Origin of the sequence: Bacillus sp. 3255, assembly GCF_031456485.1 — a bacterium.
Classification (GTDB): domain Bacteria; phylum Bacillota; class Bacilli; order Paenibacillales; family NBRC-103111; genus Paenibacillus_E.
Genome location: NZ_JAVDUS010000012.1, coordinates 124325 through 151170 on the forward strand (window position 1 = coordinate 124325; position 26846 = coordinate 151170).

At 53.0% G+C, this 26846-nt stretch carries 25 protein-coding genes; 19 read left to right on the plus strand and 6 right to left on the minus strand.

Translation table 11 applies throughout. The features are described from left to right. The first annotated feature begins 93 nt into the window (after positions 1–93). From J2X61_RS18935 to J2X61_RS18970, 8 genes are all read left to right on the plus strand, one after another. Complete coding sequence (locus J2X61_RS18935) at positions 94–984, plus strand: helix-turn-helix domain-containing protein (RefSeq protein WP_310189782.1); 891 nt, start codon at positions 94–96, stop codon at positions 982–984. Positions 985–1007: 23 nt separating this feature from the next. Continuing rightward, entirely contained in the window at positions 1008–1997 is a 990-nt protein-coding gene (locus J2X61_RS18940; RefSeq protein WP_310189785.1) for a Gfo/Idh/MocA family protein, read from the plus strand. A gap of 18 nt (positions 1998–2015) precedes the next feature. After that, a complete protein-coding gene (locus J2X61_RS18945; RefSeq protein WP_310189788.1) occupies positions 2016–2816 on the plus strand; it encodes a sugar phosphate isomerase/epimerase family protein in 801 nt (266 codons plus the stop codon). A 30-nt stretch (positions 2817–2846) separates the two neighbouring features. Further along, on the plus strand, positions 2847–4295 hold the full coding sequence (locus J2X61_RS18950) for a sulfatase family protein (protein ID WP_274469593.1): 1449 nt from the start codon (positions 2847–2849) through the stop codon (positions 4293–4295). Then, positions 4289–5287 (plus strand): Gfo/Idh/MocA family protein, encoded by a 999-nt coding sequence (locus J2X61_RS18955; protein WP_310189790.1) that lies wholly within the window; start codon positions 4289–4291, stop codon positions 5285–5287. Before J2X61_RS18950 ends, J2X61_RS18955 begins: the two co-directional genes overlap by 7 nt. A 114-nt stretch (positions 5288–5401) precedes the next feature. Next, positions 5402–5941 (plus strand): adenylyl-sulfate kinase, encoded by a 540-nt coding sequence (cysC, locus tag J2X61_RS18960; protein WP_274469591.1) that lies wholly within the window; start codon positions 5402–5404, stop codon positions 5939–5941. After that, positions 5938–7329: a sulfatase family protein gene (locus J2X61_RS18965; protein ID WP_310189792.1), complete on the plus strand. Its 1392-nt coding sequence runs from the start codon at positions 5938–5940 to the stop codon at positions 7327–7329. The genes cysC and J2X61_RS18965 overlap by 4 nt, the downstream gene beginning before the upstream one ends. A gap of 5 nt (positions 7330–7334) precedes the next feature. Next, entirely contained in the window at positions 7335–8750 is a 1416-nt protein-coding gene (locus J2X61_RS18970) for a sulfatase family protein (protein ID WP_310189795.1), read from the plus strand. Between the two features lie 128 nt (positions 8751–8878). Here the strand turns inward: J2X61_RS18970 and J2X61_RS18975 are convergent, their stop codons facing one another. Together J2X61_RS18975 and J2X61_RS18980 are read right to left on the minus strand one after the other, a co-directional pair. Then, positions 8879–9148 (minus strand): hypothetical protein, encoded by a 270-nt coding sequence (locus tag J2X61_RS18975; protein WP_310189928.1) that lies wholly within the window; start codon positions 9146–9148, stop codon positions 8879–8881. Then, complete coding sequence (locus J2X61_RS18980) at positions 9103–10035, minus strand: NHL repeat-containing protein (protein ID WP_310189797.1); 933 nt, start codon at positions 10033–10035, stop codon at positions 9103–9105. The genes J2X61_RS18975 and J2X61_RS18980 overlap by 46 nt, the downstream gene beginning before the upstream one ends. 185 nt (positions 10036–10220) lie before the next feature. On the opposite strand from J2X61_RS18980, the gene J2X61_RS18985 reads away from it, so the two are divergent. Then, positions 10221–11033, plus strand: coding sequence for a phytanoyl-CoA dioxygenase family protein (locus J2X61_RS18985; RefSeq protein ID WP_310189800.1), 813 nt, complete (start codon positions 10221–10223; stop codon positions 11031–11033). Between the two features lie 123 nt (positions 11034–11156). Beyond that, positions 11157–11840 carry a nucleotidyltransferase domain-containing protein gene (locus J2X61_RS18990; protein WP_274470859.1) on the plus strand — a complete coding sequence of 228 codons (684 nt, stop codon included), beginning with the start codon at positions 11157–11159 and terminating at the stop codon, positions 11838–11840. A 38-nt stretch (positions 11841–11878) separates the two neighbouring features. Here J2X61_RS18990 and J2X61_RS18995 read toward each other — a convergent pair whose 3' ends face one another. Further along, entirely contained in the window at positions 11879–13612 is a 1734-nt protein-coding gene (locus tag J2X61_RS18995) for a sigma-54 interaction domain-containing protein (RefSeq protein WP_310189802.1), read from the minus strand. 227 nt (positions 13613–13839) lie between these two features. On the opposite strand from J2X61_RS18995, the gene J2X61_RS19000 reads away from it, so the two are divergent. Both J2X61_RS19000 and pruA read left to right on the plus strand, forming a co-directional pair. Then, positions 13840–14754 (plus strand): proline dehydrogenase family protein, encoded by a 915-nt coding sequence (locus J2X61_RS19000; RefSeq protein ID WP_310189804.1) that lies wholly within the window; start codon positions 13840–13842, stop codon positions 14752–14754. Positions 14755–14781: 27 nt separating this feature from the next. Then, on the plus strand, positions 14782–16350 hold the full coding sequence (gene pruA, locus J2X61_RS19005) for an L-glutamate gamma-semialdehyde dehydrogenase (RefSeq protein ID WP_310189806.1): 1569 nt from the start codon (positions 14782–14784) through the stop codon (positions 16348–16350). A 1094-nt stretch (positions 16351–17444) separates the two neighbouring features. Here pruA and J2X61_RS19010 read toward each other — a convergent pair. From J2X61_RS19010 to J2X61_RS19020, 3 genes are all read right to left on the minus strand, one after another. Then, positions 17445–18098, minus strand: a complete 654-nt coding sequence (locus J2X61_RS19010; RefSeq protein ID WP_310189809.1) for a transcriptional regulator — start codon at positions 18096–18098, stop codon at positions 17445–17447. A 174-nt stretch (positions 18099–18272) separates the two neighbouring features. Then, positions 18273–19085 carry an ABC transporter permease subunit gene (locus J2X61_RS19015; protein WP_310189810.1) on the minus strand — a complete coding sequence of 271 codons (813 nt, stop codon included), beginning with the start codon at positions 19083–19085 and terminating at the stop codon, positions 18273–18275. Beyond that, a complete protein-coding gene (locus tag J2X61_RS19020) occupies positions 19082–19978 on the minus strand; it encodes an ABC transporter ATP-binding protein (RefSeq protein ID WP_310189812.1) in 897 nt (298 codons plus the stop codon). The genes J2X61_RS19015 and J2X61_RS19020 overlap by 4 nt, the downstream gene beginning before the upstream one ends. Before the next feature lie 146 nt (positions 19979–20124). On the opposite strand from J2X61_RS19020, the gene J2X61_RS19025 reads away from it, so the two are divergent. The 7 genes from J2X61_RS19025 to murI all read left to right on the plus strand — a co-directional run bounded on the left by J2X61_RS19025 (position 20125) and on the right by murI (position 26809). Continuing rightward, positions 20125–20739, plus strand: a complete 615-nt coding sequence (locus J2X61_RS19025) for a TetR/AcrR family transcriptional regulator (protein ID WP_274469575.1) — start codon at positions 20125–20127, stop codon at positions 20737–20739. Positions 20740–20806: 67 nt separating this feature from the next. After that, positions 20807–21892: a lactonase family protein gene (locus tag J2X61_RS19030; protein WP_274469574.1), complete on the plus strand. Its 1086-nt coding sequence runs from the start codon at positions 20807–20809 to the stop codon at positions 21890–21892. A 2-nt stretch (positions 21893–21894) separates the two neighbouring features. After that, positions 21895–22212, plus strand: a complete 318-nt coding sequence (locus J2X61_RS19035) for an MGMT family protein (protein ID WP_274469573.1) — start codon at positions 21895–21897, stop codon at positions 22210–22212. Positions 22213–22338: 126 nt separating this feature from the next. Further along, on the plus strand, positions 22339–24357 hold the full coding sequence (locus J2X61_RS19040) for an MASE4 domain-containing protein (RefSeq protein ID WP_310189815.1): 2019 nt from the start codon (positions 22339–22341) through the stop codon (positions 24355–24357). 216 nt (positions 24358–24573) lie between these two features. Next, on the plus strand, positions 24574–25104 hold the full coding sequence (locus J2X61_RS19045; RefSeq protein ID WP_274469569.1) for an ATP-dependent Clp protease proteolytic subunit: 531 nt from the start codon (positions 24574–24576) through the stop codon (positions 25102–25104). 126 nt (positions 25105–25230) lie between these two features. Next, on the plus strand, positions 25231–26001 hold the full coding sequence (locus J2X61_RS19050) for a Cof-type HAD-IIB family hydrolase (protein WP_274469568.1): 771 nt from the start codon (positions 25231–25233) through the stop codon (positions 25999–26001). A 31-nt stretch (positions 26002–26032) separates the two neighbouring features. Further along, positions 26033–26809, plus strand: a complete 777-nt coding sequence (murI, locus tag J2X61_RS19055; protein ID WP_274469566.1) for a glutamate racemase — start codon at positions 26033–26035, stop codon at positions 26807–26809. Positions 26810–26846 lie beyond the last annotated feature (37 nt).

Sequence of the window (26846 nt, forward strand, 5' to 3'; positions counted from 1 at the left end):
CGCAATGAAAGCTGAAGCTGCAAGCCTTATGATGAAGGCAGAGGCAGAGAAAGGAATGGACTAATGGTGAACCTGCTGAGACAAAGTCAATTTATGAAGGATACGCAAATCCCATTCACGATTAACCGCTGCTTTCATCATGAGCATAATACGCCGACGGTTCATTCGCATGATTTTATCGAGCTTGTCTATGTCGTAGCCGGTCAAGCCGAGCATGTGTTTGAGGGAGAATGCTACCGGATTCAAGCGGGGGACGTGTTTATCATCAATCCCGGAGAAGTGCATACATACCGTACCGAACCTGGGGAACGCATCGAGATCATCAATTGTCTGTTTACGCCGGAGCTGATTCACGAATCGCTGCTGAAGGAATTGGGCGTTTCGCAATCCATGGATTACTATTACGTGCATCCTTTCTTAAACCCTCGAGAGCGCTTTCATCATCGATTGAACTTGGTTGGCGCATCAGCCGGCCTAGTGCTCTCCATCCTGGAGATGATGATCTCGGAGTGGGACCAACATCGCCCGGGATACCTAACGATCATTAAGCTGCAAATGCTTCAGCTCCTTGTGCAGCTGTCGCGCTGTTATGCGGACTCCGCCGGCAAGGAGAAAAGGAGCTCACGCTCAACCAATCATACGATTCTCGTTCGCCGGATCACCGGATTTCTGGAGCGTCATTTCGATAAAAGGCTGACCATCCCCGACTTGTGCGAGCTGTTTAACGTGAGCAGCCGCCAGTTAAACCGGGTGTTCAAGCAGGAGACGAATCAGACCGTGACGGAGCGCATTCATGAGATCCGGATCGAACGAGCGAAGCAGTATTTGGCCGAAGGTGACGATAAAGTGATTCATGTCGCCCATCGCGTCGGCTATGAGGATCCTGCCTTCTTCAGTCAGCTGTTTCGGCGTAAGGTCGGTTGTTCACCCGGTCAGTACAGGGAAATTCAAGCGGAAGAATTGGAGAACGTACACGAAGTGTAGGAAACGAATGGGAGGGAATAGAGATGACATTAAAGGTTGGCGTCGTTGGCGTCGGTAATATCGGATCGATACATGCAAATGTATACCATGAACATCCCAAAACGGAGCTTGTGGCCGTGTGCGACATTCTTAAGGAGAAAGCGGATGCGGCTGCGGCTAAATACGGGTGCAGAGCCTTCTATAGCGTTCAAGACATGATAGCGAGCGGCATTCACTTGGATGCATGCTCGATGGCGACCAAAGGCGAGGAGAACGGCGGCGAGCATTATCAGCCGACGATGGAGCTGCTCGCAGCGGGCATTCCCGTGCTCGGCGAGAAGCCGATATCCAACCGGATCGACGAGGGCGAACGGATGGTTGCGCTGGCGAAGGAGAAGGGCTTGCCTTTTGCCGTTAACCTCAATCATCGCTTCACGCCGGCGGCGCTGCGCGCCAAAGAATGGGTGGAAGAAGGACGCTTAGGGCAGCTGCACATGATTAATATGAAAATGTGGATTAACAACCCGGTTGAGACATCGCCTTGGTTCCATTTGAGAGCGCTTCACCCGCATTCATTCGATGTCATTCGTTATTTCTGCGGCGATGTGAAGCGAGTGGCGGCCTTCATGATGAAAGGCGAGAACCGGAAAATATGGTCCAATGCCCAAGTAATGCTGGAATTCGAGAACGGCGCGATCGGCAACCTGGTCGGAAGCTACGACGCCGGGGCCAGCTACGGTTTGGAACGCTGTGAAGTCGTCGGCTCCAAAGGGCGGTTCGTGCTCGACGATGCCTGTGAGCATCTGACGTTCTATCCCCGTTACAGCATTGCTACCGAGAGCTATAGCTATTTAGGCGGCATGCGCCATTTCAATGAAACGTTCAAAAGCCGTATCAGCGACTGGATCGAGCAGCTGGATACCAAAGTAACTCATGACCAGATTAACGGTTCGGGTGAGGAAGCGCTGAAAGCACAGACCATTATCGAAGCCGCCATTCGCTCATTTGAAACTTCGACGATCGTTGAACTTTAATTCAGGGAGCTGATAGACATGATCAAATTAGGGATTAATTCCGTCTTGTTTAAAGATTTCGACTTCGCCACGGCGGCTCAGCATATTAAGCTGTGCGGCTATGATGGCGTGGAGCTGTCGGCGATCAAAGGGATGTGCGAGCATCTGGAGCTGGACCGTTGGCGCGATCAGGCTCCTGAGATTAAGCGGATCGCCGAGGAAACCGGCCTGAAGCTGCTGTCCATGGAGGTAGCGGAACTGAACGAGACGCGGCTGCCGCTGGCTTTCGAAGCGGCGAGGGAGCTGGGCATTCCGGTCGTCAATGTAGGTCCTGGCGGCAAATCGGATGTGGAGGAAGATGTGCAGTTCACGATCGAGAAGCTGACGCGGATGTCGAAGCTGGCCGGCGAATATGGCGTGACGCTATGCGTCAAAGCGCATGTAGGCGGTTCGATATATAATACGCCGACTTCGCTCAGAGCGATGGAAGCGATTGCCGATCCGGCCTTCGGCATCGATATGGATCCGAGCCATATCTACCGTGCCGGCGAGAATCCGGAGGATGCGCTGCCGGCCGTCATTTCGCGCGTGAAGCATATTCATATCCGCGATTGCAAAGGACGTCAGGCGGGCCCGGGCACCATCGATAATCAAGCTTGCGGCCGGGGAGATATCGATTTGATCGGCTATTGCAAGGTGTTGGCGGATAGCGGCTACGACGGTCCTGTCTGTCTCGAGGTGATTGGCGCCAGGGATCATTCCCTCGCTCAGGTTAGTATCGTAGCTGCCGAGAGCTACGGTTACTTGAATGCGGTACTGAAATCATTCGGTGCAAGATAAGCCATTCCAATCCCAGAAGGAGTTGATCTCATGACATCGAAACTGCCCAACTTACTGCTACTTGGCATAGACAGCTTGCGCCGCGATCATATGAGCTGCTATGGCTACGACCGGCTGACGACGCCGCATATCGATAAATACAGTCAGGGAGGCGTTCTGTTCGAGCAGCACTTCTCGCCGAGCATCCCGACGACTCCGGGATATGCCTCCATGCTGACGGGAATGGACTGCTTCGGTACGGATGTCGTGGCGCTGCGGCATGGCGGACCTGTCGGCGAGCATGTGAAGATGCTGTCCGAGCTGCTGGAGGAGAACGGCTACAATACGACCTGCATCGGGTTCACCGGCAATCCTTCCGCCCGCGGATTTCAGAAATATATCGATTTCGAAGGTTGGGGACCTGACGATACAGGTCGCAGTCCGAAAGCGGACAATTTGAACCGGGTGGCCATCCCGGAGCTGAAGCGTCTGAAAGAGGAAGGGAAGCCGTTCTTCCTGTTCCTGCGTCATATGGACCCGCATTCCCCGTACTTGCCGCCTAAGCCTTTCGAAAGGATGTTCTATGACGGCGACGAGTGCGATCCCGCCAACCATTCCTTGGATGAGTTGTATGCCTTCAAGCCGTTTGCGGATTATTTCAGTTCCTGGTTCCCGGAAGGTTGTACGGACAGCAAATATATTGACGCACAGTACGATGGGGCTATTGCCTATATGGATGCCGGCATCCAGTCGATATTCACGGCGCTTGAAGCGCTCGGCATCGAAGATGAGACGCTTGTCGTCATTACCTCGGATCACGGCGAAACGTTGAACGAACACGACTGCTACTACGATCATCACGGGTTATATGAGACGAATCTGCGGATTCCGCTGATTTTGCGGTTCCCGGGCAAGCTGCCGGAAGGCAAACGCGTCGCCTCGAATTCGCAGATCAAAGATGTGATGCCGACGATCGTAGAGCTGCTGGGCGTACCTTGCGATATAGAGTTCGACGGCCGCAGCTTGATTCCGCTGGCGAATGGAGAAGAGCGGGTGCCGGAAAGCGAAATGTACATTACGGAGTGCACCTGGATGCGCAAGCACGGCTGGCGGACACCGGAGTGGAAGCTGATCGTGGCGCTGGAGCCGGACCTGCATTTCAAGCCTCCGGTGGAGCTGTACAATCTGGTGCGCGATCCTGAGGAGCTGCACAATCTGGTGGATGAAGAGCCGGAGGTTGTCGCTCATCTAATGAACCGTTTAAACGCGCATATCGCCAAGCGTGAGCAGGAGACCGGGCGCGAGAATCCGATGTATACGAATTTGAACTGGCATGGACTCGGCTGCGGTCCGTTCAAGACATCACAGCAAGCTTTCGATTCCATGCATATCGGCTCTCCGCGTACGGCTAAGTCACTGCAGACGAAGGAGCAAGAGTCTGAAATTGCCGCTGCGGCAGAAGAACAGTCCGAAGAAGTGGAAGCGGATTCGGCATGTTGAGGGTAGCGGTCGTCGGCGTCAATCACATCGGACGCATTCACTGCCGGTGCTATAAGGAGCATAAGGACGCGGAGCTCGTGGCCGTCTGCGATTTGAACGCGCCGCTTGCGGATTCCGTCGCTGCCCAGTTCGGCGTGAAGGCATACTATGATTTGGATACGATGCTGGAAGCGGAGCAGCTGGATATCATCTCTGTCGCCACAGGCGGTGTTGAGAACGGTTCGCATCATATGGAGCCGGTCATGAAGGCGATTGCCGCGGGCAAAGACGTGCTCGTTGAGAAGCCGATCTCCAACTCTTTGGAGGAGGCGCGCGAAATGGTGCGGTTCGCGAAAGAGCGAGGCGTCCGTCTCGCCTGCAATCTCAACCATCGTTTCACACCTGCCGCTAAGAAAGCGAAGCAATGGATGGATCAAGGGGATATCGGTCATCCCCTTTTTATCAACATGAAGCTTACCATCGGGAATCCGAACGAAACGAGCCCATGGCTTCATTTGCGGGCGCTTCATCCTCATTCGCTGGATGTGATGCGCTACTACGCCGGTGATGTTCGGCGGGTTCAGGCGTTCCTGACGAAGGCGCCGGGCCGCAGCGTGTGGTCGACGGCCTCCATGAATCTGGAGTTCGCCTCGGGTGCGGTCGGCCATCTGTTGGGCAGCTACGATATGTTCGGCCCGCATCCGATCGAAGCCTGCGAGGTCGCCGGCGACCGGGGGCGGTTCGTGATCGATAACGTCTACGAATCGTTGACGTACTATCCTCATCGCCAGGAGGACTTGCGCGTGTTCCGCAATTCCATCATGGGCGGCATGCGGGGCTTCGACGATACGTTCCGCTTGCGGCTCGACAGCTTCATCCAGGAAGTGAAGGAGGGCGTGCCTCCGGATCAAATCGCCGCTTCCGGCGAGGATGCGCTGGCCGTTCAAGTGATTATCGAGGCGGCGATTGCATCTCATCATGCGAACGGCGCGGTGATGACGATTTCTGAATGACCCAAGTGAGCGCAGCGGAACGCTCCGTCATTCTTGAGGAACACTCGTTCCAAATCGTTCCGCTGCGCTGTTTGATGCCTCGACCGATATAGACCGATCCGAAGGAGGAAGGTTATGAGTAAACATGGAGAGGTACTTTGGTTCACCGGTCTCTCGGGCTCCGGCAAATCGACGACGGCTCGTGCCTTGGTTGAGCCGCTGCGGGCAAGCGGCAGAAGAGTGGAGCTGCTCGACGGCGATGAGCTGAGGCAAACGATTTCGCAGGGGCTTGGCTTCAGCCGCGAGGACCGGATCGCCAATATCAAGCGGATCGTCTTTCTGTGCAAGCTGTTGTCACGCAACGGTGTGACGGTAATCGTATCGGCGATCACGCCATACGAAGAGATGAGAGAACATGCCCGCGCCGAACTGCCGGGTTATGTGGAAATATTCGTTGACTGCCCATTGGAGGAGTGCGAGCGCAGGGATGTCAAAGGGCTGTACGCCAAAGCGAGGAAAGAGGAAATCGCTCATTTTACGGGCATTGGCGACCCGTATGAAATACCGGAGCAGCCGGACATTGTCATTCGCACGCATATGGATGAGGTTGAGAGCAACGTTGCGTTCATTTTGGATTATTTGATGACGGATGCGGGACGGGGGGAGGCGGTATGAACATCGTATTCGTCTCCATGGATACCATGCGCGCTTCCAGGCTCGGCTGTTACGGCTACGAGAAGCCGACATCGCCTTATATGGACCAGATCGCGGCTCAAGGCGTCTTGTTCGAGAGAGCTTATGCGGCGGACATTCCGACGGAGGTGGCCCACACCGGTATTTTTACCGGGAAAGTGGGTCTCCGTACGGGCGTCGTCTCCCACGGCTCGCCGCTGACACAGCTGCCCAAGAAGGAGGCCTGGCTGCCGTCCTTGCTGCAGCAGCATGGCTTCACGACGGCCGCCGTCGACAATCTGTATCAGTTGAAGGAATGGTTCGCCAGAGGCTACCGGCACTATATTAATTCGGTCCAAAAAACGCGCAGCATCGACGGGAAAAGTGTCAATGAACTTGCTTTCAAATGGATTCGCGATCATAAAGAGGAGGATTTCTTCCTGTTCCTGCATTATTGGGATCCGCACACGCCCTATCAGCCGCCGGCCGATTATGTGTCTGAATTTTATGAAGCGGGGCGCGATCCTTACGATCCTTCGAATCGCAGTATGCAGGCCGCATATAATCATGCGGCTTATCCGTTTTTCAAGCACCATCATTACGACCTGCTTGGTCCTGTGACGGACAGCGACTATGTGAACGCGCTCTACGATGCGGAGGTTCGCTATCTCGACGACCGCCTGCGCGAGCTGGATGAGCTGCTGATCGCTGAAGGTTTATACGAGGACACCTTGCTTATTCTGTTCGGGGACCACGGAGAAAGTTTGACGGAACATGATATCTATTGGGATCATTGCGGGTTATACGAGGCATCCGTACAAGTACCGATGATCATGAGATGGCCGGGGCGCATTCCGGCCGGGCGCAGGGTCGAGGGCTTGGTGCAGCAGGTCGATATGATGCCGACGATGCTGGAAGCGGCGGGAATTGCAGTGCCGGCTTCGCTGGATGGCCGCAGCTTGTGGCCGTGTATTCGCGGGGAAGAGAACGGCACGCATGACGTTGTCTTCCTAAGCGAGTGTGCGTGGCAGGCGAGCCGCGGTGTCGTGACGAAAGATTACAAATTCATTCGCACGCTTGACGCAGGCCCTTTCGTTCGTCCGCCAAGGGAGCTGTACGATCTGCGTACGGATCCGAACGAGACGGTGAACATTGCGGAGAGTTCGCCGGGTATCGCAGGTGAGCTCGCCAGGAAGCTGGATGAGTGGACCGCCGGGATGCTGAACGGGCGCGAGGATCCGATGCTGATCCAAATCGCAGCGGGACTTCCTTTTCGCAACCGCATCCATGAGATCTTGCTGCAGTATGGACTCACGTGGGATGAATGGATGCAGGATCCGCGGCGCGACCGGTTCGATGAGGCGTCCGCTGCCCGGCATGCGGGGAGGTAACGAGGGTGACGGAACCGGTCAAACAACCGAATCTGCTAGTGATTATGGCCGATCAGCTGCGCTATGATTGTCTTGGCTACAGCAGACTTGCGCCTGTGCAGACACCACACCTCGACAGTCTTGCCGCCGGGGGAATGTGGTTTGAGAATGCGTATAATCATATCCCCATCTGCGGCCCGGCGAGGCAGTCATTCGTTTGCGGCAGACGGCCTGAATCGTTCGGAGGCTTGTGGAACTATTCATTAGGTCTGCAGGTCGGCGCGCTGGCGCCCACGAATTTCTCGTGGGCGCGTTCTGTGCAGGAAGCCGGTTATGTCAACGGCTATATCGGGAAATGGGATGTGCACCCGTCATTTGACCCGACACACTACGGTTATACGTATTACGTATCGAGCGACGACCGCTATCGTAAGCTGCTCAAAGAGCGGTATCCGGAGCTTGCCTACAAAGCCGGTTACTTCGGTGAAACGGATCCGCTTCCGCTTGCGGATACGCGTACGCATAAAACCGCGGAAATGGCCTGCGGGCTTATGCGGCAGTTAGCCGCAACGGACGGTCCGTGGCAGCTGCGCGTCAATTTCCAGGAGCCGCATCTGCCATGCCGGCCTGCCGCCGAGTTCGCTGCGATGTATACTCCGGATAGCATCCCTGAATGGGGAAGCTTCGGCGAGACGTTCGCGGATAAGCCGTACATTCAGAAGCAGCAGCTGCGGAACTGGGGCATTGAGCATTATGAATGGCCGGACTGGGCACCGATCGTGGCGCGGTATTATGCGGTTATCTCGCAATTGGACGATGCCGTGGGCAAGCTGCTCGCGGAGCTGGACGCGCTGGGGCAGAGCGGGGATACGGTTGTCGTGTTCACGACCGATCACGGGGATATGTGCGGCGGGCACCGTATGCTGGATAAGCATTATGTGCTCTACGAGGATGTTGTGAAGGTGCCGCTGATCGTCAGATGGCCGGGCGTTGTTGCTCCGGGCAGCCGCTGCGAGCGTTTCGTCTACAACCTGCTCGACCTGCCGCCGACGCTGCTGGCCATCGCCGGCGCCGGCTATCCGGAGGGCGGCGGTGACCGGCTGCACGGGGAGTCCTTGCTGCCGCTGCTGCAAGGCGCCGAGCCGGATCAGTGGCGGGATGAAGTGGTCGCCTCATTCAATGGCGCCCAGTTCGGTTTGTTCACCCAGCGGATGATCCGCACCCGCGAGTGGAAGTATGTGTGGAACTGCACGGATGTCGATGAGCTCTACGATTTGCGCAGCGATCCGCATGAGCTGCATAATGTGATCGGGCATCCGGGGAGCCGGCGGATTACCGCCGAGCTGCGCAAGCGGCTGTATCACATCCTGCTGGCGGACGGCGATGGGATCGTGCGGAATGAGTGGATGCGATGGCAGCTGCTGGAGGGGCGGAAGGCTTAGCGTTCCGGGAACGTGCGCCTTGCCGCTGATTCTATGCGAAGGCGAGGTTCCGGGCGCCGCTAACGGACACAGAGGTTCTTATTCGGTGAATAGGGACCTCTGTGAAAATGTAACGGACACTGGTGCCGTTATTTGCTCATATGGGCCTGATTTCGCCCCGAAATCGGCCAAATAAGGCCTCTGCTGTCCGTTAGAGCCGAAACGTACCGCCTAATGGGCAAATAACGGCCGCTGTGTCCGTTAGCAAATAAAACAGGAGCCGATGGGCTCCTGTTTTTCGTTTCGCTCAGTCCGGCAGCCTCACCAGACTCGCCGGTCGCTCCCGCCGCCGCACCAGTGCCGCTGCACGCCTCTACCGCTGCCTTACGAGCTTCGTCACCCGGCCGTCGGAAATCCATTCCGCCACATACACATTGCCTTGGGAATCCACGCAGACGCCATGCGGTGAGCTGAAGCGGTCCGGGCGGTAGTAGCCTTTGGGCAGGTTAGGCCAACCTTGCTGCTTATACGCTTGTTGATCTTCACCTAAGTGTGTGATCAAGCGGTCATTATGATCCAGAATGGTCACCCTGCTGTGCAAATCGGGCAAATATACTTCATCGCCGAAGAAGTAGAAGGAGCACGGGAGATCCAGGTTATGCTCAACGAAGCGAAGATGCTCGCCTTCCAAAGAGAACACTTGAATCCGGTTGTTACTGCGGTCCGCTATGTACAACTCCGGCGTTTCTCCGCGCAGGTTGACGGAGATGCCGTGTGGCGACGATAGCTTGCCCGGTTCGGACCCTGACCCGCCCCAAGAGCGGATATACGCGCCTTCGGCATTGTAGTGATGCACATAAGACTGGCCATAGCCGTCTGCCACATAAATGTCGCCGTTCGGCGCCACGCATACATCGGTCGGTATATATTTTCTCTCTTCATCGTACAAATCCGGACGGTCCGGCGGCGAAATGCGGAAAAGGACTTCTCCGGTTAATGTTGTTTTTACAACACTTGCCCGTTTGGTGTCGGCGAAATAGAGATGCTGCTGGCCGTCGGAATTGCGATGCAAATAAAAGCCGTGTGCCCCGCCCTCGAACTCGCTGCCCCAGGAAGTAAGGAAGTTGCCTTCTTTGTCAAACACAACAACCGATTCTTTCCCCGTGTGATGCACATAAACGCGATCTTCATCGTCCACACAGATGCCGTGCGTGTACCCGTATTGAATGTTCGCCGGCAATTGGCCCCAGCCTTCTTGCACCGCATAAAGATGTGAAGCGCTTCCAATGATAAGCTGCTCAGACATATGAAACCTCCTTCATGGTTGACAAGCTACTTTATCATCATACACCATGCCTTCCCCAAATAGGTCGGTTAAATGGAAAAGTTTTGATTTTCTGTGATAAGTGCAATTTCAGGTTGGAAATCTCTAACGACGGATGAGCCGGCTGACCGTACAATAAAGATATACCAAGCGAGGAGGAATCAATCATGCTATCACAAGAGCAGATCAAACAATTCGATGAATTGGGGTTTCTTAAGGGCGATGTCGTATTATCCGATGCGGAAGTGGAGACGCTCCGGGAAGAACTGGATAATGTGATGGAAGGGAAATCTGTCAAAAAGCCAATCCTCAACCGAAATATGCTCGACAACTCCCATTATGGGATGACGATAACGAAGAAGGAAACGGTCGTTCAGATTGTGAACATTTGGATGGCTAGCGACGTGTATTTGCAGCATGCAGCGAATCAGAGAATTTGTGAGGAGGTTGCCCAATTGTGCCGCACGGACACGCTGCGGATCTGGCACGATCAGATTCAATATAAACCGCCGGTGACGGGCGGACCGACGCACTGGCACCAAGATCATCCGCTTTGGCCGGTCATTCAGCCGGCAGACCTGATCAGCGCATGGGTTGCGCTTGACGATGCCGTCATTGAGAACGGCTGTATGTGGATGGTGCCGGGCAGCCATAAATGGGGCAACAATCAGAAATATTTGAGCAGCAGCGACGATTTCATGCCGGTACACAGACAACCTGAGCTGCTGCCTGAAGGGGCTAAAGTGGAAGCGATTCCTTTTGAAATTAAAAAAGGGCAGGTCGGCTATCATCACTCGCTAACGTGGCATGGCAGCCCGAACAACCGCTCCGATCGCAAGCGCAGAGCGATTGCGGTTCACTATATGCCGGGTCACACGTATTATTCGCCGACAGGCGGACACCCGATGGAACCTCACATTCATGTCGCTCCGGGCGAACTTATGTCGGGCGAGAGCTTCCCGGTCGTTTATCAGAAATAATATTGGTACCATGCAGGAAAGGGTGGTTCGTGTATCCGAAACGAGAAACCAACGCTCTATCCCGACGTTAATGATCTGCTAGATCAGCTGCTGCAGGGGACACAGCGCATTCTCGCGCAAGATCTGGTCGGTCTCTATGTGCACGGATCGCTGGCATTGGGAGATTACCATCCGGAGACGAGCGATGTCGATTTCCTGGGTGTCACCCGCAGCGAGCTGCAAGCAGCCCAGCGAACGGCTCTGGCTCATATGCATGACGAGCTTCGTTCGCAAGGTTTCCCTGCGGCAGAACATATGGAGGGGTCCTACATCCCGCAAGCTTCGCTTAAGCGGTATGATCCGCAGCATTGCCGGCACCCGGCGCTGCGCTGTGACGGCAGCTTCGGTGTCGATGGGCACGGCAGCGATTGGATCATTCAGCGTGCGATTATTCGCGGATATGGCATCACGCTCTGCGGCCCGGCGCCGGATTCGCTAATCGCCCCGGTTACAGCGGAGGAGCTTCGGTGGGCGGCGCGCAGCATTTTGCAGGAATGGTGGGCCCCCTTGTTGAAAGACGCATCGCGCCTTGGCACAAGCGAGTACCAAGCCTATGCGATATTGACGATGTGCAGATGCTTGTACACGATGGATACGGGACTTGTCGCTTCCAAACCGGCCGCAGGCAAGTGGGCGATGGGCAAATACGGGGAAGCGTGGGAAGCGTTGATCCGGCAAGCTCTGGCATGGCGCAGGGGAATGGAGCTGGATGTAAGCCGCGAGACTTTGTCTTTTGTCCGATTCACGCTGGGTAGGGCGTGCCAATAAGAAATCCCTTTCTACGCAGTTGTAGAAAGGGATTTTTGTTATTCCATCTGATACTCTTTCATCTTATTGTACAAGGTTCCGCGCGAGATGCCGAGCAGCTTGGCCGCTGCGCTTTTGTTCCCGGCGGTCTTGGCCAGCGCTTCTTCAATTAATATCATTTCGTCTTCTTCGGACACTTTGGCTTTCAAAATCATCGCGGCTGTCTCTCCCTCCGAAGCGGCTAGAGAAGGCTGGCCGCTTTGCAAGGCGGGCGGCAGATGCTCCAAGGTGATCAGATCCTCATCGCACAGGATGACGCAGCGCTCAATCACGTTCTTGAGCTCCTGAATATTGCCCGGCCAACTGTAATTGGCGAATGCAAGATTAACCTCCGGTGTCAGCGCCGGTACCGGCTTCTGGTACTGCATGGCAAACTGTTTCAAATACATATGAACCATGGCTGGGATGTCTTCCGTTCGATCGCGCAGAGGGGGAATTCGAATCGAAATGACATTGAGCGCATAGTACAAATCAGCCCGGAACTCTTGTGCAGCCAGCTTGGCGGACAAGTCTTCCGTTGTGGCGATGATGATCCGCGTGCGGACACGAATCGGCTGCGTCCCGCCTGAGCGCGTGATCGTTTGCTGCGTGATGTAGTGGAAAAGCTTGGCTTGTAATTCCCAAGGAAGCTTCTCAACTTCATTAATAAATAACGTTCCGTCTTTCGCCAGTTCCAGCTTGCCGGGCTGTCCCGTCTCGGTTCCGGTGAAGGCTCCGCCTTGATACCCGAATAGCTCCGTCTCCAATATGCCGGCGGGCACGATGCCGCAGTTGATCGTAAGAAAAGGATGCTCGGCCCGCGAGCTGGACCGGTGAATGATGTGCGCCAGCTGCTCTTTGCCGACACCCGTTTCACCTATCAACAGAATCGGTGTCTCCGTTGAGGCGACTTTTTTGGCCCATTGAATGACCTTGCCGATCGCCGGGCCTTTTCCTTTGATCAAGGTGAACAAATCTTCAGTCTGCTCCCGGAACGGGATTCCGAAAGAGTCCGCCGCGGTCAATTGTTCGTTCAATCGCACAAGCTGCGTAATATCCTGCTCCGTTGCAATTCCGCCGATAATGTCCCCCTTGGCATTGCGAATAGGGGAAGCGTTAATGAGGACATGCGTCTCGGGGCGAGGACGGTGGTACGTATTGCGGATCAGGCGGCCTTCATCCAATATTTTGAGAACCATGAGCGTCTCGACGTCGAAGTGCTCGCCAATCCGTTTCCCGATGATGTCGGATGCAGGCAGTTGATACAACTCCGCTGCGACAGGATTCCAGCAAATGACGGCCCCTTCGCGATCCACGACGGTTACGGCATCCGTTACCGTGTCTGCAAGTGCATGGAAGTAGGAGGACCATTTGTGAAGCTCATTGGAGGCCATGTTCAATAAATCGGTTAATGTGGAGTATCCCCGAATATTTCCTGCCTTATCCTTGATCACGAGAGGGCGATGCGATGACCACGGGACCGGCAGCTCAGGGAACACCGTTCGTGCGGTTTCATCCAATTGAATCGTTTCTGCCCGGAAATAGGAGCTCATCTCGAGCAAGTCTTGAATGTTCTTAGCGGATAGGGCAGGCAACAAGACGTCATCTTCCGGTATAAACAAATAAGTCTGCGAATCCTGCCGGGCGATTACCGCCGTCTGTTCTTGTAAATAGGAGGATACTTCTTGGATTGTCGCGTCTATCGGTAATATTACAAATGTAGGGTTCAACGGAAAGTGTTCATTTTTGAACATAATGTACCTCTTATGCCGAATCGTTTTTCACTTAAATTTACCATGAACATGAAAGTGATTCAACACGTCGGGAGGGGCGGGCGAGTATGATAAGGTATAGCCGCAGCAATGTGTACAAAATCATGAAAAATATACACATAAACAAATAGTGTTCAAAATATGAATATTAGTGTACAATGAAATCATAAATTAAACACTACTGTACAAATTCCTTTGGGGGAATACACATGGAACTTATGATGAGAAATATGTTTCAATCTTTAGGCAAAAGCAGAACCGCTAACCGACTGGCCAAAAGATACGGTTTACGCTTCGGGGCCGCACGTTTCGTCGCCGGCGAGACGATCGGGCAGTCGATCGCGGCTGTGCGCAGCCTGAACCAGGATGGCCGGATCGCGACGCTCGACCATCTGGGCGAATTTGTGTTCAGTGAAGCGGAAGCAATTGAATCCGCCGAGATGTGCATCCAAACGCTGGACGCGATTGCGGAGTCTGGCGTGACCTCCAATTTATCTCTGAAAATGACCTCGCTTGGATTAGATATAAGCAAAGAACTATGTGTCAGCAATATGAAACGCATTCTCGACCGTGCCCGCATGCATGGCAATTTTGTCCGGATCGATATGGAAGATTATGCGCATTGCCAGGTTTCCCTCGACATTTACCGCGAGCTGCGCCAAGAGTACGACAACGTGGGCATCGTCATTCAAGCCTACTTGTACCGCACGATGAAGGATATGGACGATCTGCACGAGCTTGGCGCCAATTTGCGTCTGGTGAAAGGGGCGTACAAGGAATCCCCGCAGGTTGCCTTTCCGGAAAAAAGCGATGTCGATGAAAACTATAAGAAAATTATCCAAAAGCATCTGCTGAACGGCCACTACACGGCGGTTGCCAGTCATGATGCGGCCATTATTGAATTTACCAAAGATTTTGCCCGCCAGAACGGCATTTCCGGAGATCAATTCGAGTTCCAGATGCTGTATGGCATTTGTGAGGAGCTTCAGAAGCAATTGGTGAAAGAAGGTTACCGTGTCCGCATTTATGTTCCATATGGCGTAGATTGGTTCGGTTACTTCATGAGAAGGTTAGCGGAACGTCCGGCCAACGTCTGGTTCGTTCTTAAAAATATGTTTAAATAAGCTTCCCATTCGGAGAGGAGAAATGACATGACAACCTTTACACAAGTAGGACCGTACGCGAATGAGCCATTCACAGATTTCAGTCTTGAGGAAAATAAACAGGCGATGCAAGCGGCTATCCGCAAAGTAAAGCAAGAGCTGGGCCGCGAATATCCGCTCTATATCGGCCAAGAGAAAGTGACGACGGAAGCGAAAATTACCTCCATTAATCCTGGCAATGTGGATGAGGTGATCGGCTATGTGAGCAAAGCAGACAAGGCGCTGGCTGAGAAAGCGATGGGCGTCGCCCTGGAAACTTTCGAAACGTGGAAAAAGGTGCCTGCCAGAGAGCGCGCAGAGTACTTATTCAAAGCGGCGGCATTGATGCGCGCGCGCAAACATGAATTCTCGGCGCTCATGCTGCTGGAGTCCGGCAAAAACTACGTCGAAGCCGATGTGGATACGGCGGAAGCGATCGATTTCATCGAGTTCTATGCGCGTGAAATGATTCGTTTGAGTGAAATCAACGAAACGCAGCCGCTGGTCAAAATTCCGGGCGAGAACAATCGGCTTACGTACATTCCGCTTGGCGTCGGCGTCATTATTCCTCCATGGAATTTCCCGTTGGCGATTTGTGTGGGAATGACGATGGCCGCTGTCGTCTCCGGGAACACCGTATTGCTGAAGCCGGCATCGACGACGCCGGTCATTGCGCACAAATTCGTTGCGCTGATGGAAGAAGTGGGGCTGCCTGCAGGCGTAATCAACTTCATCCCGGGCAGCGGCGCGGAAGTCGGCGACTACTTGACGACGCATCCGAAGACGCGTTTCATCTCTTTCACAGGCTCCAAAGAAGTCGGACTGCGGATTAACAAGCTGGCTGCGGACACGGCTCCGGGTCAAATCTGGATTAAGCGCGTGGTCGCGGAGATGGGCGGCAAAGACGGCATCGTGGTGGACGAAACGGCAGATCTGGACGCAGCCGCTGCGGCGATCGTAGCCTCGGCATTTGGCTTCCAGGGCCAGAAGTGCTCCGCGGGTTCCCGCGCGATCATCGTAGAATCCGTGTACGATGAAGTAGCGGAGAAAGTCGTTGCGCTTACGAACCGTCTGCAAAGCGGACTGCCTGAGCTGAACTTCGCGGCAGGCCCGGTCATCGACCAAACTTCGTATGAGCGGATTCTGGACTATATCGAAGTCGGCAAAACCGAAGGTACGCTGCTGGCTGGCGGCGGCAAAGCGGAAGGCAACGGCTACTACATTCAGCCGACGGTGTTCGGCGATGTGAGCGGTAAAGCCCGTATCATGCAGGAGGAAATTTTCGGGCCTGTGCTTGCTTTGGCCAAAGCGAAAGATTGGCGAGAAGCGATCGCGATGTACAACGATACGGAGTTCGGATTGACGGGCTCGTACTTCTCCACGGACGAGGAGCGTATCGCGGAAGCGCTGGATACGGTTCATTGCGGCAATTTGTACATCAACCGCAAATGCACGGGCGCTTTGGTCGGCGTACACCCGTTCGGCGGATTCAACATGTCGGGTACGGATTCCAAAGCCGGCGGGTATGACTACCTGCTGCTGTTCACCCAAGCGAAGCTAACTTCCCGCAAGGTTTAAGGATTGGTTTAAGGATAGGAAAGACGGACGATGCGTCCGTCTTTTTTTTGCATGTCTCCGCCCTAGTTCCAGCGTCGCACACAGCATCAGCGCAAAGGAAATACAGTTCGCTATTTCAGCCATAAGGACCATTTTGCGGAGGTGCGGCTCGCACACATTATCAGCACAAAGGAAATACAGTACACACATCATCAGCGCAAAGGAAATACAGTTCGCTATTTCACTCAAAAGGACCCATTCTACGAATGAAGAGGAAATACGATTCGCTATTGAGCTGATTGCCACTGAATTTGAAGGAATAATGGCGAAATAAGGTATTACATTTCCGCATCCTCCCCCCAAAAACCCTCTCAGGCCGAAATAGCGGATCGTATTTCCGCTAGCTACTGGAGGGTGCAGCATGTCTACCCTCACAAGCTCCAGCATCGCGCACATTATCAGCACAAAGGAAATACAGTTCGCTATTTCACCCAAAAGGACCCGTTCTACGAATGAAGAGGAAATAAGATTCGCTATTGAGCTGATTGCCACTGAACTTGAAGGAATAATGGCGAAATAAGGTCTTACATTTCCGCATCCTCCCCAAAAAATCCCTCTCAGGCCGAAATAGCGGATCGTATTTCCGCTAGCTACTGGGGGAAGTGTAGTATGTCTCCCCCACAAGCTCCAGCGTCGCACGCATCATCAGCCCAAAGGAAATACAGTACGCTATTTCATCCAAAACCACTCATTCTGCGAATGAAGAGGAAATACGATTCGCTATTATGCGGATTGCGACTGAAATTGAAGGAACAACGGCGAAATAAGGTCTTACATTTCCGCATCCTCCCCAAAAAATCCCTCTCAGGCCGAAATAGCGGATCATATTTCCGCTAGCTACTGGGGAGGTGTAGCATCATCAGCGCAAAGGAAATACAGTTCGCTATTTCACCCAAAACCCCCCATTCTGCGAATGAAGAGGAAATACGATTCGCTACTATGCGGATTGCGACTGAATGAAATTGAAGGAACAACGGCAAAATAAGGTCTTACATTTCCGCATCCTCCCCCAAAAACCCCTCTCAGATTGAAATAGCGGATCGTATTTCCGCTAACTACTGGTGAGGTGTGATTAAACTGTACAATCGTGCCCGCTGCTGCCCACTGGATACCATGAGTATTTGCTTGTCACACAAGCTGCGCAAAAGGTTACGAGCATGGCGAGGACTCACGCGAAGATGCTCGGCCAGTTCTGAAGGAGAGAAGGGACGCAGCAATCTGCGTGCGAAGCGAACAGTTTCAAGCTCGACCCAGTTCATGGCATCGGAATTTGAATACGAAACAAATTTTCCAACCAATGCCAGCATCAGCTGTTGGCACTGTTTTGGCGTTTCCGCGATAGCGGGGTAGGCGAGCGGCATGACGAGCCAGCCATCTAAACCCAGATGGCAATGGCGCATGCACAGATCCTTGAACCGCCAATGCTCAATATCGCGTGCATGGGTGGCGTATCCTTGGATCTCAATGGCAGCCTTGGCGCCGCCAGGCATATAAGCAAAGTCCAAGTAGCGGTACCCGTTCGAGAAATCACGCACCTCCCACTCGGGGTACAAATGATCGAAACTGCCGATTGCCGGGTACCACACCTTTCTCAGAAACTCCGTTTCTCCATGTCCCAAACCGCCTTCCAACCTTTCCCGCCGGCGAGCATTCCTCTCCGAAGCAAGCTGTGATGCCATGAAGATGTCGAAGGCACGTTCAAACTTCATGAAACCCCTCCTTTCTCATCGAAAAACAAAACGCCGCTCGCATCTAAGCCAGCAGGGGGGGGCAACCCCTACAGCATTAGATGAAAGCGGCGTATGCTTCACGACCGTTGTTTTATTTTACCTAATTATAACGGAAGCGGGGATTGAAGCGCTACTGTTCTTCTCATCACAGCATCACAACGGCAGATCCCGCCGCCGAAAAAGAACGACACCCGCAGCAAACGCGAGCAAACCGATCGCGGCAAGTATCGACCAAGCGGAGCCGATTGCGGCTTTGCCCGCGATAATGCCGCTCGGGTCATAGAGCGAGAAATAGGTCAGGCTGCGCAGCCATTCGATCCGCTCGCTCAGCTTGCCAATAAAGTCCAGGCTGAAGAAGCCGAACGTGAGCGAAGCCGACACGCCAAGCGCCTTCTTCTCGTCGTTAACGAGTGACGAGACCAGGAAGGCGATCCCGCCGGCGGCGAAGAACAGCAGCAGTGCGGCGATGTTCATCCGCAGGTATGCCGCGCCGTGGAAGGCGCTCAAGTCGCCGATGAACCAGGCGTAACCGGCGAAGCCGCAGAGCGTCGTGACGGCCATGATCGTCACCAGCCCGGTTACCATAACGGCGGCTTGCGTCACAGCGACCTTGCCGCGGGTCGTCGGCGCCGCGAGCAGGTAAGCCATCGCGCCTTGATTCACGAGCTTCGCCATCAGCTGCGTAGAGAGCAGGATGCAGAAGACGGCGGCAATCAGCACCAGCAGAAGGCCGTAGTATTCGCCGGAGATGAAGCCCTCCACTGTGTTAAAGCCGCTGCCCAAGTTGAAGGCGTTCGTGATGCTGGCCGGCAGCGAGCGAATCAAATCGTCGAGGGCCGCGTTGTTGCCCGCCAAGCTGGGGAACAGCCAAAACATGAGCAGAATGTAGAACGCCGACCCGAATGCATAGTTCATCATTCCTTTGATGTGAATCTTCATCATATGTTTATAGAGCGAAACGTTCATTGCAAAGTCCCCCTCCGGTCGTAATAGTTCATGAAGACGTCTTCGAGACTTTGCGTAAACACGTCAACATTGCGAATGGTATACTTGGAAATTTCGGTTAAGAAACTGGCGTAATCGCCTTGAACGGCGACCCGCACCCTGTTGCCCTCGCGTGACTCAATCCCTTCGCCTGCGCCGAAGCCTTGCACGAAAGCTTCGGCATCCGCTGTGCGTTCGAATGTCACCTCGAACAATTTGCGCTGCATCGACTGCAGCTCATGAATATTTTTGACGGTAAGGATGACGCCGTCCTTCATAATGGCCGCGCGGTCGCAAGTCCGTTCAATTTCGGGAAAGCTGTGAGACGACATGAAGAATGTCGTGCCGCGCGCTTTCTCCTCCAGGACGAGATCGATGAATACCTTTTGCATGAGTGGATCGAGTCCTGAGGTAGGTTCATCCAAAATAATGAGCTCCGGCCTGTGCATGAATGCCGCAACGATGCCGACCTTTTGCTTCATGCCCTTGGACATTTTGCGAATCGGCGTCTTCACGTCGAACTGGAACCGGTCGACAAGCTCATCGCGCCGGGACCGATCCTTCAGTCCCTGCATCTCCGCCATGAAATCCAGGAAGCTCTTGCCGGTCATCCCTTCAATAAAGGCGATTTCCCCGGGCAAATAGCCCAAATAGGATTGAACCGTGCCTTGCTCCGTCCAAGTGTCCAATCCCCCGACCTTTACTGTGCCCTTATCCGGCTTCATGAAACCCATGATGTGCCGGATCGTCGTGGATTTCCCGGCTCCGTTCGGCCCCAGAAACCCGAACACCTCGCCTTTTCGGACCGAGAAGGTAACATCGAAAATGCCTTTCCCGTTCGGGAATGTTTTGGTCAACTGATGAACGGCCAACATGCGCGGCCACCTCCGCAAATGAAAGTTTTGAAATTTCAAACAACAATAATTTCAAAACTCATGTTACTCCTGATCATTTCCCTCGTCAATACTTTTGAAATATATTTATGTTATAATTTCATTATTCCAATTGACAGGTGATGCGCATGAACATGAACGGCTTTGAGAAAAGAGCTCAGCAGAAGAAAGAAATCATTATGAACACGACGTTCCGTATGCTGCAATCGACAGATCCGAAAAAGCTGCGAATTGCCGATATTGCCGAAGAGGCAGGCGTGTCGCAAGTGACGATTTATAACTATTACGGCAGTAAAGAAGCGCTGGTACGTGAAGTGTTCATCGATTATATTAGGCAAACGATCACTGAATTTGAGCAATTCATGGCGGGCAGCCATACGTTGAAGGAGAAAATGGAATATATCGTATTTCAGAAGAAGAAGTCGTCGCGGACATTCGGACTCGAGATAATGAAGCATATATGGCGGGAGGATCCGGAGTTGTCCCGTTTCGTACGGGAGGAATATATGGCCAGAGGCATGCCGCTGGTCGTTCAGCTGATCGAGGAAGGCAAGAAGAATGGCGAAATTACAGACAAGCTGTCCACTTCAACCATCATTATGTATATGCAAATGCTGACCAATCAAGCGGACATGATGCTGGAGCATGCCGAGCTTCATGGTGATCTGGATGGGCTGATTGAAGAGATGGTCCACCTGTTTTTTTATGGAATCGGCACCGTACCTGGACCGCAGGACGTCTAACAAACGTCATATTGCTCCAATCATTGGGATTTGAGATAATGCACATAGAAATAAGGATAGATAGGGGATGGATATGTTGACGAAGCTTCATAAGACACTTGCCTTCATAGGCTCATATGCGGATTCCGCCAATCCAGGGGTGTATGCCTGCCAGTATGGGGAAGAAAGCGGCGCACTGGAAGTGCTTCACGAAGTAAACGGCTTGCAGAATCCGACGTTTCTTGCTGTGGATAAGGAGCATTGGAAGCTGTATGCCCTGTCGGAAGGCACTGATGCCAGCGGACAGCGCTGCGGAGCGGCAGCGGCTTACGACATTGATCCCGGATCAGGCCAATTAACACTGCTGAATAAGGAAATTACGCTTCCTGCAACAACTTGCCATATTCAGCTTGACCATACGAATGCCATCCTGATGGTGTCCAGCTATCACGGCGGTATGGTCGGCGTCTCCCCGGTGCTCCCTGACGGCCGTATCGGCGAGAGCACCGACATCCAGCAGCATCAAGGTGCAAGTGTGCTGCCGGTGCAAGACCGTCCGCGGGCGCATTCGGTTTTCGTCGACCGCACGAATACCTACATCGGCGTCTGCGATTTGGGGCTGGACCGGATCAAGCTGTACAAGCTCGACTTGGCAGCACGGAAGCTGCATCCGCATAGTGAAGTCGCTGTCGCACCGGGTTCAGGTCCGCGGCATTTTGCTTTCCATCCATCCTATAGATATGGCTATGTTATCAACGAGCTGGGCTCAACGGTAACGGCCTTTCGCTTCGATGAGGAACAAGGTGTCCTGGAGGAAATTCAGACGATGGCCACCCTGCCGGATGACTACAAGGGGGACAATGCCTGCGCGGATATCCACATATCGCCGGACGGGAAGTACCTCTACGGTTCGAATCGCGGGCATGACAGCCTCGTCGTCTATGCGATCGATGAGGCAACAGGCCGATTAAGCCTGGTGGAGCACGCGCCGACGCTTGGGAAGCATCCGCGGAATTTCGCGATTTCACCGGACGGCGCTCATGTGCTCGTCGCGAACAAAGACTCGGATAATGTCGTTACGTTCTCGAGAGATGCGGCCACAGGCAAGCTCGTTCCTACCGGCAGCGTACTGACATTGTCTCAGCCGGTTTGCATCAAGTTCGCGGATGTATAACGATGACACCGTTCACCGAACGCGTTATAGGCATTATCCGTTCAATTCCCGAAGGCAAAGTCATGACTTACGGGCAAATTGCGAGACTGGCCGGAAGCCCCCGGGGAGCGCGCCAAGTGGTACGGATTTTGCATGCCATGGGCAGCAAGTATAAGCTGCCTTGGCACCGGGTGGTCAACGCCAAAGGGGAAATTGCCATTGCGGACGACGAGGGCGCCGAACTGCAAAGCTTTTTGCTGCAAGCCGAGGGAGTTCGGGTTAGCGCAGACCGCTTGGTCTCGTTGGAGCAGTATCAAGCCGCAATGGAAGAAAATGCATAAGCGTATTATAAGCAGTCTCATTTCTTGGAACACTAAGAGGTGAGGCTGCTTTCTTTCATGCACGGAAGGGAATGCAGAAGAATTGTCGAAATATGTAGAGATAGCGATGCGAATGCGGGGGGTAACATGAGTCAAGAAGGAGCTGCACCGGCAGCGGTGTATAATTTAATTACGATGCAGTCTAATCCCGCCCAGCGGCGTTTCGCCTTCCTGATCGGGGTTCTGGTCGTCCTGATTTCGCTTATTTCGATTCCTCTGGTTCGCATACAGCTTGCTGAGGTACAGGCTTTCCAACCGGCGATATTCTCGACAGTCGTTTGTTTTGAACTTATTACGGCTTATATCATCTATAGTCAATTCAGAATTTCCCGAGCCCCTGCAGTGCTCGTCCTATATGCAGCTTATTTGTTTTCTGCCGGTATGAGCTTGATGTACATTCTAGCCTTTCCGCGCGTTTTGGCCGAAAACGGCGTATTTCATTCCGGGCCTCAATCTTCCGTCTGGCTGTATACGATTTGGCACACCGGCCTTCCGTTAGCTATTCTGCTTTACTTGTGGCTCGATGCCAGATTAGGCAATATCCGGTACAGCGCGCGCAAAGCGAGAGTGTTCGGCTGGTTTACATTCATCGGCGTGGTGCTTCTGATCGCAGCTTCAACGTATGTTTCAACCGCCTATGTGAATGTCCTGCCTACCGTGCTGGTTAACGGCAAGCTGACGCCTTATTTTATGAGCACATTCGGGATTCCCTCCGTCCTGCTGACTTTTATCGCCCTGCTCGTGTTCTACTGGAGAACGAGAGCGAGAACCGTTACTTCGACCTGGCTGTGCATTGCGATTCTGGCCTCCATGCTGGATGTGCTTATCGTCATATGCGGCGGCGGCAGGTTTAGTTTAGGTTGGTATGTGGCCAAATGGAACACGTTCGTCTGCTCGAATGCCGTATTAGGCGGTATGATTTATGAGTTTACGAAAATGTATCTGAACATGGCCGAGCTCCTCCGCAAAGTGCAAGAGAGCGAGAACAATCACAAAGCGCTTCTGTCTGAAAGCCGGCAGGCCGAGAGAACGATCGCCGAGCAGAATACGATCATCGAGCAAATGCTGGAATCCATCCATGAAGCGATTATCATGTGTGACCCGCTGGGGCGTGTCATTTTCGCCAACCGTCGCGTTGAGCTTTTCTTTGAGAAAAAGATTCACCAAGGTGACAACATCTTAGTGTATTGTCATGACATGATGGTTCCCGGTGCCCCATTCGTGGAAATCATCGATGCCTATCTGTGCAGAGACTTGCAGCCTTTTCTGAGAAGGATTCTAAGAAAGACGACCGCCGGAGAAATCAAACATTATGAATGTTATGTCAATCCTATTGTGGATGAAGCGGACGGCACGCTTCGCGGCCATTTGTTCGGATTCCGCGACCGTACGGAGGAAGAGCGGACCGATGAGATGAAAAATGAGTTCGTCTCTATCATCTCCCACGAAATTCGGACGCCTCTGTCTTCGATTATGGGGTTTATAGAAATTTTGGCGACCCGCAGCGTCTCGGAGGATAAGAGAGTCAAATATGTGGAGACGATCCACAAGGAATCCAAGCGGCTGTCGAATTTAATTAACGATTTTCTGGATTTGCAGCGTTTGGATTCAGGGCGTCACGCCTTTCATTTTCAAGCGTTAAATCCCGCTCTACTGCTCGGTGAAATCGTGGAACAATGGCAGGGTAAGGACAATCATGAGATCGAGCTCAATGTTATCGCGGAAAATCCTCTCATCTACGCGGATGAAGAGCGATTGAAGCAGGTGTTTCATAATCTCATTTCCAATGCCATCAAATATTCGCCGGGTATGCCGAAAATTACAGTGACTATAGGGAGGGAAGACGGAGCCGTTGCTATCCAAATTCAGGATTTTGGGTTGGGCATCCCTCGCGACGCCACCGATAAATTGTTTACACGATTTTATCGGGTCGATAACTCGGATCGCAGGAAAATTGGCGGCACCGGCCTCGGGCTTTCCATCGTCAAAGAAATCGTCGAAGCCCATCAAGGCACCGTAAAGGTGGACTCGGAGCTAGGCAAAGGCTCGGTCTTTACGATCCATTTGCCGGAAATCCGGGAATCCATGCCGGATGGCCTAGAGTAGAAACAGGCCTTAAGCGGAAGCCAGACTTGCTGCCGCTTAAGGCTTGTTTGTAATACTACAACTTTGTGATGTGAGAAAATGCTTGTATTTGTATTAGGAATTTAAACCATCCCCGCAAGCCCAAAAAAATCGGAAAAACAAACAAAAAGGTTACAAAGATCACCTGCCCGGAATAGACTATCGTAATACTAGGCCATACGGACAGGAGGCTTCTCGATGAATGACCGCACCTTGTATCTATTCGATGGCATTAACAAAAGCTCTGTGAAAACCATCGTCGAGCAAATTATGAAAATCAATCAGTTCGACGACGACAAAGATAAAAAGGAAAAAGACTTCAAACGGGTCCCGATCGACGTCATCATCAACAGCAACGGTGGCAGCGTCTACGACGGACTAGGACTGATCAATGTCATTGAGAACAGTAAAACGCCGGTTCATACATACGTGTATGGACTTGCGGCCAGCATGAGCCTATTGATCGCAGTAAGCGGCCACAAAAGATACGCTGGCAGGTTAAGCACGCTGATGTACCATGCGGTTTCCACGCATTTGGACGGGAATTTGGAGCATTTGAAGAATCGGGTGGACGAGACGCAAAGACTGCAGAACATCTATGACGAGTTCCTGCTGTCCAGAACGAAGCTGAGTCCAGACGAGCTGTTCAAAATTCAGGAGCATCAGCGGAATTGGTACATGAGTCCGGAAGAAGCCTTGACGCATGGAATTATCGACGAAATCGTATAAGAAGCAGGGAGAGAAGCCGAGGGGATTCTCTTTTTCTTTGTTTTTTCTCTCTATTTGTTGTTTAATGAGAGAAAGAGAGAAGGCGGGCAGCATGAGCTGCCTCCGCAAGCAAAGGAGACCCAGACTGTGTACAAAATTGTATTTTTCGATATCGACGGTACCCTCGTGAACGAGGAGAAGCAAGTTCCTGCCTCTACGGTGACAGCGATTCATCAATTAAAGCAGCAGGGCATCGAGCCGGTCATTGCTACAGGACGAGCTCCTTATTTCATCAAGCCGCTGGCTGAACAACTGGGCATCGATTCGTACGTTTGTTTGAACGGCGGTTATGCCGTTTACCGGGGCGAGCCGCTTTACCGGCGCGTTATCGCCAAAAGCAGCATTGAAAATCTAGTAAAGCTTGCGGCCAAATACCAGCATTCCTTGGTGTTTGAAGGCGAGCACCAGTTCTTCACGGATACCGAGGATCATCCATTCGTAACAAGCTCCGTTTCATCCTTGAAAGTGGATTTGCCCGGCTATGATCCGCACTTCTGGCAAACGAACGATATTTACCAAATTTTCCTCCACTGCGAAGATACGGATGAACACCTGTACGAGGAGCTTCAATCGGAGTTTAAGCTGATTCGCTGGCACAAGCATGCGATGGACGTGCTGCCTGCAGGCGGCTCCAAAGCTCAAGGGATCGCTGCGCTTCTGGAGCTGGTCGGCCTCAAGCCGGAAGAAGCGGTTGCCTTCGGCGACGGGTTGAATGATATGGAGATGCTTGCCTATGTCGGGATGGGGATTGCCATGGGGAATTCGCACCAAGATTTACTGCCTTACGCCGATCATGTTACCACGCATGTAGATGAAGACGGCATACGCAACGGACTGGTTGCAGCAGGACTGCTCTAGTCGCGATAGAACAAGATTAGGGTGAATACACATGAGAATAGCATTTTTTGACTCAGGAATAGGCGGCATATCCGTGCTGCACGAAGCGATGAAGCAGCTGCCGAATGAAGATTTTCTGTATTATGCGGATACCCTCCATGTGCCTTACGGGACGAAAACCAAAGATGAGGTCCTCGGCTTTGTGACCAAAGCGGTGGAATCGATTTGCTCGGAAGGGGTGAGCGCCCTCGTCATCGCTTGCAACACCGCAACCAGCATCGCCATCGCCGAGTTGAGGAAAAGCTACGACATGCCGATTATCGGCATGGAGCCTGCCGTCAAGCCTGCACTCGAGATGAACCGCTCAACAGGCAAACGTGTACTCGTATTGGCCACGCCGCTCACGCTGAAGCAGTCCAAATACCGCGAGCTTGTTTCCCGCATAGATGACATGGGGGCTGTGGATTCGCTGCCGATGCCGGAATTGGTGGAGTTTTGCGAACAATTACAGGTTGACGGACCGCAAATTATCGATTATTTTCATTCCCGCCTGGAAGGCTTTGATTTGAGCACCTATGGTACTCTCGTTCTAGGATGCACGCATTTTCCATTTTTCCGCAAAGTGTTAAAACAAATACTGCCTGAACATATACAAATTGTAGACGGAAGCGCAGGAACGGTGAACCGGCTCGTACAAATTTTGCGTGACCGCAATGAACTGACGGGTACAGGACGGTCAGACCTGAAATGGATGTGCTCCTCGGAGGATCCGGTTTATACGGATAACATGAGAAGGGCGCTGGAGCTGTTCAACGTCACCGGTGCCTAAGAAGAGAAAAAGCATTGTCATGCAGAGCTGCATGGAC